This is a genomic window from Sphingomonas colocasiae (assembly GCF_019880585.1).
In the GTDB taxonomy this organism is placed as follows: Bacteria; Pseudomonadota; Alphaproteobacteria; order Sphingomonadales; family Sphingomonadaceae; genus Sphingobium_A; species Sphingobium_A colocasiae.
Genome location: NZ_JAINVV010000004.1, coordinates 1,070,694 through 1,083,600, shown reverse-complemented (window position 1 = coordinate 1,083,600; position 12,907 = coordinate 1,070,694). Strand labels below are relative to the sequence as shown.

Annotated in this window: 9 protein-coding genes; all 9 read right to left on the bottom strand. The window is 64.9% G+C overall.

The genetic code is table 11. The features are described from left to right. Positions 1 to 4 precede the first annotated feature (4 nt). Entirely contained in the window at positions 5 to 2,215 is a 2,211-nt protein-coding gene (locus tag K7G82_RS11485) for a S9 family peptidase (protein WP_246623498.1), read from the bottom strand. A 109-nt stretch (positions 2,216 to 2,324) separates the two neighbouring features. After that, complete coding sequence (gene rplS / locus K7G82_RS11480; RefSeq protein WP_222989963.1) at positions 2,325 to 2,708, bottom strand: 50S ribosomal protein L19; 384 nt, start codon at positions 2,706 to 2,708, stop codon at positions 2,325 to 2,327. 1 nt (position 2,709) lies between these two features. Next, positions 2,710 to 3,450 (bottom strand): tRNA (guanosine(37)-N1)-methyltransferase TrmD, encoded by a 741-nt coding sequence (trmD, locus tag K7G82_RS11475; RefSeq protein ID WP_222989962.1) that lies wholly within the window; start codon positions 3,448 to 3,450, stop codon positions 2,710 to 2,712. Next, entirely contained in the window at positions 3,450 to 4,958 is a 1,509-nt protein-coding gene (locus K7G82_RS11470) for a serine hydrolase domain-containing protein (RefSeq protein ID WP_222989961.1), read from the bottom strand. The genes trmD and K7G82_RS11470 overlap by 1 nt, the downstream gene beginning before the upstream one ends. 93 nt (positions 4,959 to 5,051) lie before the next feature. Beyond that, positions 5,052 to 6,677, bottom strand: a complete 1,626-nt coding sequence (locus tag K7G82_RS11465) for a serine hydrolase domain-containing protein (protein WP_222989960.1) — start codon at positions 6,675 to 6,677, stop codon at positions 5,052 to 5,054. A gap of 26 nt (positions 6,678 to 6,703) precedes the next feature. Beyond that, positions 6,704 to 8,635 carry a serine hydrolase domain-containing protein gene (locus tag K7G82_RS11460; RefSeq protein ID WP_222989959.1) on the bottom strand — a complete coding sequence of 644 codons (1,932 nt, stop codon included), beginning with the start codon at positions 8,633 to 8,635 and terminating at the stop codon, positions 6,704 to 6,706. Between the two features lie 16 nt (positions 8,636 to 8,651). Beyond that, positions 8,652 to 11,063: a TonB-dependent receptor gene (locus tag K7G82_RS11455; protein ID WP_222989958.1), complete on the bottom strand. Its 2,412-nt coding sequence runs from the start codon at positions 11,061 to 11,063 to the stop codon at positions 8,652 to 8,654. Between the two features lie 163 nt (positions 11,064 to 11,226). Then, entirely contained in the window at positions 11,227 to 12,312 is a 1,086-nt protein-coding gene (locus tag K7G82_RS11450; protein WP_222989957.1) for a FecR family protein, read from the bottom strand. After that, positions 12,309 to 12,836 (bottom strand): RNA polymerase sigma factor, encoded by a 528-nt coding sequence (locus K7G82_RS11445; protein ID WP_222989956.1) that lies wholly within the window; start codon positions 12,834 to 12,836, stop codon positions 12,309 to 12,311. The genes K7G82_RS11450 and K7G82_RS11445 overlap by 4 nt, the downstream gene beginning before the upstream one ends. Between the last annotated feature and the right edge of the window lie 71 nt (positions 12,837 to 12,907).

Here is a 12,907-nt window from a genome sequence, read left to right as displayed (position 1 = left end):
CAGGTTATTCGGCGACGTGCCGCGCGAGGAATTTCTCGATCGTCCCGTACAGATGCTCGCTGATCCCTGGCCCGGCGACGCGATGCCCCTGCCCCGGATAGACCATGGTTTCGAACGGGATCGCTTCCTGCTGGAGCTTCGCCATCAGCGCGGTGGAATTGTCGAACACGACATTGTCGTCGGACATGCCGTGGATCAGCAGCAGCGGATCGCGGATCTTGCCGGCATCGGCGATCGCGTCGGAGATCTGGTAGGGTTTCGCATCCTTGGCCGGATTGCCGAGATAACGTTCGGTATAATGGGTATCGTACAATTCCCAGCGCGTGACCGGCGCGCCCGACACGCCCGCCGCGAACACGCCCGGCGCCTTTTCAAGCAGCTTGAGCACCATATAGCCGCCATAGGACCAGCCATTGACGACAATCCGCTTCGGATCGACAAAACCCTGCGCCTTCAGCCAGTCGACGCCCTTCAACTGATCGGCCACCTCCACATTGCCCATATGATGGTAGATATGGTCCTCGAACGCCTTGCCGCGATCGGGGGTGCCGCGATTGTCGATCGAGAAGACGATCCAGCCCTGCTGCACCCAATATTGCGGCAGGCCCCCTTCCCACACATTGGCCACCTGCCGCCCGCCATTGGGGCCGCCATAGACCTGCAGGATCACGGGATAGCGCTTGCCGGGCTCCAGCCTGGGCGTGCGCAGTTCATAATGGAGCGTCGTGCCATCCTCGGCCTTCAGCGTACCGTAGCTGGGCACCACATGGGCGGCCATATAGGGCGCATAGGGGTGCTCGCCCGCCACCGCGTTCTGCTCGATCCATTGCAGCCGCTTGCCGTTGCTGTCGGCAAGATAGGTCTGGGGCGGCTGCCCCTGGTTCGATCGCGTGACGATGAAGCGGCTGGCGGACCGGTCCATCGCCGCGTCGTTGTCGAAGCCCGCTTCGGTCAGCTTGACCGGCTTCGCGCCGGGCTTCGCATAATCGAGCGCGTAGAGCTGCCATTCGGTCGGCGTATCGGGATTGGCGGTGTAATAGAGCCGGCGCTTCGCCTGATCGACACCCACCAGTTTCTGGACCACCCATGGCCCCTTGGTGAGCTGGGTGAGATTGCCCTTTTCCCAGCGATAAAGATGCTTGTAGCCGTCGCGTTCCGACGCCCAGATCAGGCTGCCGTCGCGCAGCGCGCGGAAATCCTCGTGCAGGTTGAGCCAAGTCTTCGCCTCTTCCTCGATCACGGGCACGATCTTGCGCGTCGCGATATCGGCCTTGAGCAGATAGAGCTTGGTCTGTGCGCGGTTCTGCCACTGGATATAGAGCGACTTGCCGTCGGGCGCCCAATCGACGCGGGCGAGATAATAATCGGGATCATCGTCGAGATCGAGCTTGACCGCATCCGACCCGTCGGCGCGCATCACATAAAGATCGACCTTTGCGTTGGACGTACCCGCCTTGGGGTAGCGCTGTTCATAGACCTTCGTGCCGTCGGCGCCGATCGCGGCGCGCGTGACGACTTCGACGGCGCTTTCATCGACGCGCGCCACCGCGACATGGCTGTCGTCCGGCGACCACCAATGGCCGCGCCGGCGATCCATCTCCTCCTGCGCGACGAACTCGGCGACGCCCCAGGAGAGCGTGCCGCCGCCATCCTTGGTGAGCTGGCGCTCGGCGCCCGTCGCGAGATCATGGACGAAAAGATTCTGATCGCGCACGAACGACACGAAGCCGCCACGGGGGCTGACCGTGCCGTCGAGTTCGCTGGTCGCGGTGTCGGTCAGCCGGCGCATGCCGCCGTCGAGCCCGGCGAGATAGAGATCGCCATCGAGCGGCACGAGGATCGAGCGCGCGTCCGGGCTCCAGTCATAGCTGACGATGCCCTTGAAATCGGCGATGCGCGCGCGCTCGCGCTGCATCTTCTCCGCCTCGCTCAGCGCCGCGCCGCTGCCAAGCTTCGCCGAATCGATCAGCATGCGCTCCGCGCCCGTTGCGGTGTCGACCGCCCAGAGGTCGTAGCGTTCCTTCTCGTCGGCGCGGTTGCGCAACGATGTCAGCCATTTGCCATCGGGCGACAGCCGCAGTGCGCGCGGCGCCGGGCCGGCCAGCGCGGGATTGCCGTAGATGCGCTTGAGCGTCAGCCGGGGCGATTGCGCCGCCGCCCCCGTCTGCCCCTCACCCTGGGCGGCGGCAGGCACGGTCACGGCAGCGGCCAGCATGGTCGACAACAGCAAGGCTTTGAGCATCCGGAACTCCGAAAAAGCAAACGGGCGCCGGCTTGCGCCGACGCCCGTTCGATAACTGTCATTCGCAAGGCGCGAAAGCCGATCAGGCCTTTGCAGCGTCCTGACGGGGGTCGCGGCGCTCCGCGATACGCGCCGACTTGCCGGTGCGGCCACGCAGATAATAGAGTTTTGCGCGACGAACGGCGCCCTTGCGCACCACTTCGATCGAATCGATGTTGGGCGAATAGAGCGGGAAGACGCGCTCGACGCCCTCGCCGAACGAGATCTTGCGGACGGTGAACGACGAGCCCATGCCCTTGCTGGCGCGGGCGATGCAGACGCCCTCATAGCTCTGCACGCGGGTGCGCTCGCCTTCGACGACCTTCACGCCGACCTTCAGCGTGTCGCCGGGGCGGAAATCGGGAATCGACTTGGCTTCGTTGAACTTGGCGATCTGCTCGGCTTCGAGCGTCTGGATGAGGTTCATCTCATCTGTCCTTCTTCTCTCGCTGCGCACCAGAGGGCGACCCGACCCGAGCGCCACCGTGGCGCTCCCAAAGGTCCGGCCGCCTTAGCCGTGTATCGTTCTCCGCCTGCGCTTTACGCCAGGCGGCGATCTTCGCATGATCCCCCGATCGCAGCACTTCGGGGATCGTGCGCCCCTCCCATTCGACAGGTCGGGTATAATGCGGATATTCGAGCAGCCCCGTTTCGAAGCTCTCGTCATCTCCGCTTGAAGCGGCGCCCATTACGCCGGGAAGCAGGCGAATGCAAGCGTCGAGCAGCACGATCGCGGCGGTTTCCCCACCCGAGAGGATATAGTCGCCGATCGAGACCGGCTCGATCGGGCGCGCCTCGAAAATGCGCTCGTCAAATCCCTCGAACCGGCCGCACAGCACGGTGACGCCGGGGCCGGCCGCGAGCGAGCGCACGCGATCCTGAGTCAATGGCCGGCCCCGCGGGGTCATCGCCAGCACCGGCGCGCCGGGCTGGCGCGCGATCGCGTGATCGACGGCGGCCGCGAGCACATCGGGCTTCAGCACCATGCCTGCCCCACCGCCCGCCGGCGTATCGTCGACCGAGCGATGCTTGTCGGTGGCGAAATCGCGGATCTGGATCGTGTCGCACGACCATTTGCCCTCCGCGAGCGCGCGCCCGGCGATCGACGCGCCGAGCGGCCCGGGAAACATCTCCGGATACAGCGTCAGGATCTGGCAGGCGAAACCCATTATTGCGGCACGACCCGGTAGCGCAGCGCCTGGACGGTGAGCGGCGTGGTCGGCGCGAGCAGCAGCGTGCCTTCCAGCTTGCCGCGCTCGCAATCGAGGCGGAATGTTGCGGACATCGCCCCCGTCGGCGTCAGCGGCTGGGCCGCCGGGCACGCGCCGACCTGCTTCCTGAGGTCCGCGAAGACCAGCTTCCAGTTCTCGGCCGAGCGATCGAGCAGGAAATTCATCGCCAGCCTGCCCTTGAGCGGCGCGAGATCCCCCGCCGCATAGGCCGCGCGCGACGCCTCGAACAGGTTCGCGAGCGCGGGCGCGACCGGCGCCTCACGCCGCTTGAGCAAGCCGGCCTTGAACATCGTCACCGCCGAATCCCAGGCCGGCGCGGAAGGGCCGGCATAGGTACGGTTCGACAGCGCGAAGATCCCCACGCCATATTCGGGCATCAGCATCACATGCGATCCATAACCGGGATAGCCGCCGCCATGCGCCATGGTGAGGCCCAGGTCGCAATCCTGCGCGACCCGCCAGCCCATGCCATAGCCCGTCGCCTCCATGCAGGCATCGGCCCCGCTGGAACCGATACGGCGCTGGACCGAAACGAAGTTGAGGCCCTGCGCGATCTCCCGAACGGTGGAGCGCTTGACCGGGCCATTGTCGGCATCATCGCGCGGCGGCCAGGCCGAGAGCAGGAAGGCCACCCATTTGGCATAATCATTGGCGCTGACCTGAAGCCCGCCCATCGCGTTGAAGGCGCCATCCTTCATCGTCGGCTCTTCGGACCAGGCCTCATTCTCCCAGCGATAGCCGATCGCCCGCCGTTCGACCGGCGCGTCGGTCACCTCGAAGCCGCTCGAATTCATGCCCAGCGGCTTCAGGATCGTGCGCTCGACATAGGCGCGGTAGGGCATGCCCGATGCGCTGGCGATGATCCGCCCGAGCAGCGCATAGCCATAGTTCGAATATTCATGCTGCATTTGCGGGGTGCGGCTGAACGGCACTCCGGCCTTGATCATCGCGGCGAATTCATCGTGCGGCAGCACCTGCTGGCGATCGCCCCAGGGATCGTCGGTCACGAGCCCCCCGACATGATGCAACAGGTCCCGCACCCGGATCCGCGGCGAATCCTTCGTAGGATAGGTCCAGCCGCGCATCTCCGGCACATATTTCTCGGCGAGATCGTCGAGCGACAGCTTGCCGGCATCACGCAGAGACAGGATCGAAAGCGCGGTGAACGCCTTGGTCATCGATGCGATGCGGAACAGGCTGTCGGCGGTGACGCCGCGTTTCGCGGTCAACTCCTGAACACCGATGCCTTTGACATGGATCAGCCGACCATCACGGACGATCCCATAGACCATGCCCGGCACATGCGCATCGGCCTGGAATTTCGCGAAGATCGCATCGACCTCAGGTGCGACGGCGGCAACGTCGTCCGCCGGCGCGGCTTGCGCGAATGCGGGTGCCGCCGTCGACAACAGTGCCGCCGCCAATATGCCCAATCTCGATGCCATGCTGCCCTCCGCTTCCGATTACGCGAAGGCTCTAGAACGTGATCCGTTGAGGGGAAAGCGTTTCGATCCTCGCGCGAAACGCGCGATGTCGGCTCAGCGGTGCGCCGGGTTCCTGGCGAACCGCAGATCCCAGACGCGTTCATTGCCGACGGAAAGTCCTGAAATCGCGCCTTGGCCGTCGCGACGAAAGCGGACAAGTGTGTCCGCGATCGTGAACGCATCGCGATAGGCGGGCGTGAGCGGGAACGCCTCGTCTGGTCGCCCGCGCAACGCCATCGTCAACTGCCCCTCGCGCAGCGTGACCGAATATGCGGCCTCCGCCTCGTCGCTCGTATAGTCGCCGGCGAAGCGTGCCAGTTCCGTTCCGCTCGGCGCGGATCCAGCGACGCTTCGGTAGTGCGAAATCGCGCCGAATTCGTCCCGCAGCGTGAAGCCCCCGCGCCCATCGAAGCGCAGCACCGTTCCCTCGGCCCGATACTCCGTCTCCGAAACCGGCTTCAATTCGCCCTGCCCGGCCAGCATCAGTTTCCCGGCCTCGCTTTTCAGCATCAGCGGCATGCCTGTCGCCTCCTCCACGAACAGGCCTTCGGGCGCGACCTGGCGCACCGATGGTCTCGCGCTCGACGCGACGGACGACGGAATCGGCGGCAGGAACAGATTTGCGATCCCATGCGCCAGGCCGGTCGCATCGATATCGGCCGCGTTGCACAGCAGGGCGATCGAAAGCCCGGCCTGGGGATAGCGCCCCAGCCATGCGGTATAGCCCGCGGTCGCGCCTGGATGCGCAACTTCGCGATAGCCGCGATACTCGCCGACGATCAGCCCCCTGGCATAATTGACCTCTTGCCCGGAGCGCAGCATGGCGCGCGTTTCCAGCCCCTTGGTGACGAAGGCGCCAAGCCGGCCTTCCGATAGCGCCGCGTTCCACCGCAGCAGGTCTCCAGCCGTCGTCAGCAGCCCGCCATTTCCATAAGCATTCTCGAACGGCATCCGCTGGATATAGCCTTCTGTCGACGGCACATACGCGATCGCACGGTTCTTCACGATCCGGCGGAACTCGTCGCGCCACCCCGTATGAGTCATGCCCAGCGGTTCGAAGAATTCGGCCCGGCTATAATCGGCCAACGATTTGCCGCTCACCCGCTCGACGATCAGCGCCAGCAGATTATAGCCGGTGTTGGTGTAGGAATAGCGCGTGCCGGGCACGAAATTGAGCGACTTCTGGCGCACCGTGATGCGCAGGACATCGTCCATCGTGTAGATGCGCGTCGTGCGCGGCCATCCCGCAATGATCTGCACTCCGCCCCAGTCACGCAGGCCGCTGGTGTGATTGAGCATGTGATCGATCGTGATGGCATGGCCATAGTCCGGCAGCTCCGGCAGATATTTACGGACATCGTCGGTCAGCGCCACCTGCCCGCGTTCGGCGAGCCGCAGCACCGCAGCCGCCGTGAACTGCTTGGACGACGATCCCGCCTCGATCACCGTATTCGCGTCGATACCTATCCCATGTTCCAGATCGGCATCGCCATAGGCGCGGACCATGTCGGGCTGCCCCTTGCGGCCGATGCCGACGGCGCAGCCGGGGGTGCCCGATTTCCAGTTTGCGAACAGCCGGTCGATATCCGGTGCGGGATCGGCCGCAGCCGCCACGGACGGGATGGCCAGCAACAGTCCGGCGATCGCCAGCATGGGTGAAACGGAACGATGGAAATTCATTGCACGATCCAGTTCGTTTATGCACGTCATCCGAAATTCCAGCCGACCAGATTCCATTTCAGGAAGAACAGGGTCAGCATGATCGCGGCCGCGCCCATTGCCGTGTGATAAAGGCGATTGCGCAGGCTCCAGTATTTACCTGCCCAAGCCTTGGGCAGCATCGCCAGAAACACCGCGGTGAGGCCGATGAAGAGGATCGGCATCACCAGCGCGATCTTCCACGACCCCGGGATATGGCTGAGCCGGCCGACCAGATCGGTCGAAATCAACAGGAAACCAAGAACCATGATGCTGAACGTTCCCAGAATCGCCACCGCCGCCGACAGCCAGATCAGCCTGCGTTGCGGCCACGGCATCGCGGCGATCAGGCGCGCCCGATAGAAAAGACCGAGGATCGCGGAGAGGAACAGCGCCAGGATCAGGCCGAGCGACGGATACCAGAGGCCCGAACCATCGAAGAACGGCACACGTTCGAGCGGCGCGAACGAGAGGAAATCGAGGAACATGTGCGTGACTTCGCCGGCCGCGTTGGTGCGAAAGGCGATCTGGCGCGTTCCGCCGACTTCCTGGAACAGATCGCGTCCGATCGGCGCGAACTGCACCTCCTCTTCGCCCGATCCCATGCTGAGCCGGTCGCCGGAAGCCGAAACGGGCAGTTGCGATATCAGATTGTAGAATTTGTCGATCTTGGTGTGGCTGCGGCGCGTGAACTCGTAGCGTCCCGCATATTTTTCGAGCGAGCCGATGGCCACGACCTTCGGTGCCGGTCGTTGCCGCGGATACAGCCGGGCGATCAACGCCTTGGTCAGATTCTCGGCGGCGACATCGCCCTGCCCACCGCTGAACGAGATGAAGACGCCGAGCCGCCGGGCCGGGAAGAGATAGAGTTCGGTGTTGAACAGCGGATCGGAGCCCCCATGCGCCCAGGCGCGCTCTCCGCCGACATTCTGGCCATAATAGCCCAGTCCTAATGCGGGAAGCCGGGGATCGAGCGTGAAGGCCGGGCTTTGCATCCGCAGCATGCCGGCGGGCGTCAGAATCGATTTGCCGTCATAGCTGCCGCCCTGCAGCGCCGCGATCATGAAATGCGTCATGTCGAGGGCAGAGACCGATCCCGACCCCGCCGGGCGGAAGCCGCCCTCATAGGTGGCGGGCTTGCGCACAAAAGCGCCACCCTCGCGGGCATAGCCCACCACCTTGAACGGCGCGAGCGCGGCCGGCACCGGTTCGCGCACCGTGGCATATCGCATGCCCAGCGGCGCGAAGATGCGCTGCTCGACATAGTCGTCATAGGGCATGCCGCTGACCTGTTCGACGATCAGGCCCGCCAGTGCGGCGCCGTAGTTCGAATAGGAGGGCATCTGTCCGGGCGGCCGCACGCGAGCCGGAACATGCGCCGCCAGTTTCTGCGCGATCGACGGCGCGCCGTTCAGATCGGTGGTGATGCCGTATCCGACGCTTCCCTCCTCGAAGCCGGCGGTATGCGTCATCAGGTGACGCAACGTGATCGGCTGCTTGTAGGTCGCCGGGATCTTGAAGGTCCGGAGATAGGTGTTGATGTCCGTATCGAGATCGAGCCTGCCCTGCTCGACAAGCTGCATCACCGCCGTCCAGGTGAAGAGTTTCGTGGTCGATGCGATGCGGAACAGATGCTTTTCGGGATCGACCGGCGTGCCATGCTCGACATCGGCAAGGCCATAGCCTTTGGCGAACAGCAGCTTGCCGTCCTTCACGATCGAAATGACGCCGCCGGGAATCTTCCCATTGTCCATCTCGGCCTTCATCAGGCCGTCGACAAAGGGTTCGAGCATCGCGACCTCACCCGCCTCGGCCGGCGGACGAACGATCGGCGCCGATACCGGCACCGGCGCCGGCCGGGCGGCGACCAGCAATGCGCTGGCGCCCATCGAAAGGCCCGCCAGCAAGCCAAGGACGATCGTTTTTGCGGAAACCGCCACAGCCTTCCTCCCGGCTTCAGAAGGTCGCATCGAGGCTCAGCCCGATGGTCCGCGGCTGGAGCACGACGGACGAGACATAGTCCCGGAAGGTCGCGATCAGGGCGCCGTTGGTATAGGCCCTGCGATCCGTGAGGTTCCGGACGTAAAGGCCGAAATTCCAGCGTCCGCTGGAAATGCCGGCTTGCAGGTCGATCGCATCATAGGCGGACAGGATCAGGCCCTGCTCGGTTCCCTCAACGCTGTTGCGCCGCTTGCCGATATAGCGATAGCCCGCGCCAAGCTCGCCGCGCCATTCTCCACCGATCGCGAAGCCGTAACTTGCGGTGAGCGAGCGTGTCCAACTCGGCGCCGCCGGCAGGCGCGCGCCATTCGCCCAGCCTTCGTCCGGCACCGCCTCGGTCAGAAAGGCATCGGTATAGGCCGTATTGAAACCGAGCGTCAGGCCCTTGGCAGGCTGCAGCACCGCCGCGAATTCCACACCCTGGCTGCGCGCCCTGCCGCCATTGGCGCCATAGCTGAGATTCTGTTCGGTCTTCGCCTCGACCTGGATATTCTTCCAGTCGATGCGATAGGCCGAGACCTCGACATGGAGAAGACGGTCGAACAGATCGCCTTTGAAGCCGGCTTCGTAATTGACGATGGTGTCCGCATCCACCTGTCGCGGTACGCCGGGGAGGATCGGGTTCGGCCCACCGGGGCGATATCCGCTGGCCACGCGCGCGTAGACCATCGCGTTCCGGCTCAAGCGATATTGCGGGCTGATCGCATAGGTTACGACATCATCACGCGATCGGCCCCGAAATGTGCCTTCGGCGCCGGGCTCGATCAGATTGCGGTGGCCGGTCTGGCGCAGGCGTTGCGTGTTGCGCGCCCAGCGCAGCCCACCGGTGATGTCGAACGCGTCCGACACTTTGACGGTCGCGTTGGCGAAGCCCGCGATCTCGCGATACCCGCTGTCGAGATCCGCCGACAGGATGGGATCGAATTCCGGCACGCCGGCGCCGGTGGCCATATCCTTGGCGGTGAGGAGCTGACTTGCCTTTGTACGTTCGTCGTTGAAATAGAGGCCGAGCATCCATTGCAGCGGCCCCGGCGGCGAGGCCAGCCGCAGCTCCTGGGTGAAACGGCTGAGGCGCGCTCGCGATTCGAGCCCCGAAAGCCCCGGCTCCGGAAGTGCCGCGCCGAAGATCGCGGACATGTCCTGCACGCCCAGCAGGTTCGATCGCGAATAGCTGGTGGCCGAGGTGAATTCGGCCCAGCCCAACTTCCAGATCAGTGTCGACGCCAGGAAATGCACGTTTTTCCTGAAGGGTTCGCGCAAAAGGTTGGTGTTGGTCAGATCGCCGCCAAGCGGCCCCAACGCGACCGAGCCATCGGTGTCGCGCGCCACGATCGCATTGTCGTCGGAGGTGATCCGCTGGGTGATCGCGGTCAGCTTGATCGAAAGCTGGTCGCTCGGCTTCCAGAGCAGCGCGACCCGCCCACCCTGTTGCAGCAGCGTGTTCTGATCCTTGCGGCCGGTGGCCGCATTGTCGATGAAGCCGGGCGTATCCTGACGGAACAGGCTGGCCCGCACGGCAAGTTCGCCGGTGACGATCGGCAGGTTGAGGCTGACCCGGCCGGCATAGCCGAGATCGGAAGCGCCCCTTGTCGTGAAGCTCTCACCACCGGCGCGCGCCTCGAAATCGTTCAGGTCGGGCGCGCGCGTCACATATTTGAGCAGACCGCCCATGCTGTTCGCGCCGTAGAGCGTACCCTGCGGACCCCGCAGCACCTCGATCCGTTCCAGGTCATAGGGCATCATGTCGAACGAGGTGTTGGCCTCCGCGGAATAGCCGTTGCTCGATCCCAAAGGCGCCTCGTCGATATAGGTCGCGACCATCGTCGTGTCGCCGCGGGCATTGAGCCCGCGCATCGTGATCGACGCCTGGCCCGCGGACCCGCCGGTGTCGACGATCAGACCCGGCACATAGGCGGCATAGTCCTGAAGATTGCTCGCATGCAGGCGCTCGAGCTGCCGGGTGCCGACCACGCTGATCGAAATGGGGACATCCTGCGCCCGCTCGAGGCGCTTCTGCCCGGTGACCACGATATCCGGCGCATCCTCCGGATCGGCCTCGGCCGCAGCCGGCGTCTCGGCCGCCGCATAGGCCGGGCCGGTCCGCGTGCCACCGCCACGCTTCACCAGAAAGGTGCTGGCATTGACCCGCTGGAAGGTCAGGCCGGTTCCTTGCAGGATCCTCTCCAGCGCATGGACGGGTTCCGCCTGCCCCCGCACCGGTCCGGACAGCCGATTGCGCACGTCGCTGGCATCGAAGACGATCTCCGCACCGCTCTGTTTGCCGAACGCCTCCAGCGCACTGGAGAGATCCTGACGCGGAATGTCGAAGTTCCGTTTCGCCTGAGCCGCCGCCGGCGACGCCGCCATGAGCAGCGCGCTCCCCGCCAACGCCCATGGGCCCGCTCCACCAAATCCGCCTGTACGCATACACCCTCCCAAGCGCCTGTGGCGCGATCACCGCCGTCTCGCGGCCTCGGAAGAGAAAGATGACAGATTTGGAAAATCCCTCCCGATATCGGAGAAAATTTTCTCAAGGATCGGATGGAGCGCCACTCCAGTCGAGAATCACGGCGCCCTGTGTGGGGCGACGAACCTCGAGCGGATAGAATGCGGTCATCGCGGCAAGGAAATTTTCCGGATGCGCGGTGCTGAAGACGCCACTGACGCGCAGCCTGGCGATCTTCGGATCCTCGATGACGATCTGGTCGCGCGTGTAGCGGTTCATCTCGCCGATCGCCGAGGCGAGCGGCTCGTCACGGAAGATGAGCTGCCCCTGTCGCCAGCTCGTCGCCTGTTCGACATCGGCCGCGCTCACCACCACCGCGTGATTTTCGTCGGCGGCAAGCTGCTCGCCGGGCTGCAGGCTGATCGGATCGATCGCCGGCAAGCGGCCCGCCGGACCGCTCCGAACCGAATCGACGACCACGCGCCCCGAAGTCAGCACGATGCGCACGCGCCCACGATCCAGTCGCACGTCGAAAGCGGTTCCGATCGCCGTCGTCCGCAAGCCGCCGGCAGTGACGACAAAGGGGCGATCCTTGTTCTTCGCGACATGAAACAGCCCTTCGCCCTGGATCAGCCGAACATCGCGCCGGCCGGGCGTGAAGGTCACGTCCAGCACGCTGTTGGTATTCAGCGAAACGACCGAACCATCATCGAGCGTGAAGCGCGATCGCTCACCGATCTTCGTGGCGTAGCGCCGCGCGGTCGCGGCAATGGGCGGCGGCGCCCCACCGGCGGCGATCGACGCCGGCGCCGGCATGTCGGAACCGGGCCGGGCGACGGCGAACCAGACGCCGGCCCCCATCGCGATCGCCGCCGTGGCGGCGACAAGGCCGAACGGAACGGAGATCCGCCTCGGCGCAGGCCCCATCGCCAGCGCCGCCTCTCTCATCTCGCGCACATCTTCATCCGACGCGATCGCGCCGAAACGCTCCACCCCGGCAGCGGCATCGCGATAGGCCTGCGCATTGGCCGGATCGCTCAGCCATGCCTCGAACGCCGCCTCGTCCCTTTTCGTCATCAGCTTCAGCCGCTGGCGCGCAAGCCAGTAAAGCGCGGAATCCTCCGCACCCGGCATGCCGCCGTCCGCACCGACCCGGCCCGGCCCGATCATTGCAGGCGCTTCCGCAGATAGGCGATCGCGCGCATCATGTCCTTCTCGACGGTGCTGACCGCGACACCCAGGCGATGCGCGATCTGCACGCCCGTCATGTCCTCGAAACGGTTGAGGACGAACACCGTCCGCGCGCGTTCGGGCAATTCCTGCAATGCCTGCACCATCAGACGATAGGCCTCCTTGCCGAGCAGGATCCGTTCCGGCGAGAGTTCGTCATGGGCATCGGCATAATCGTCGTCGAACGCCTGCTCTTCGTCCAGCCTGCGCCGGATCCTGTGCCGTCCCCGCTCGCGCAGCAGATTGGCCGCGATCTGGAAGATATAACCCTCGACATTCTCGATATCGCCCAGTTGCGCACGCCGCAGCAGCCGCAGGAACACCTCTTGCGTCAGATCCTCGACATCGCCCGCCCCCGCCAGCCGCCGGGCAAAATAGCGCCGGATCGCGTCGGCATAACGTGCCGACAGATCCGCGACCATCCGCGCATCCTCTGCCTCCAGGGGTGGCCGAACCGTGGTCATGGCGAGCGCGTATCCACCGGATATGCGTGACTGATCGTTGCAAGACGCATGATGCCTGACGTCGCTACCCC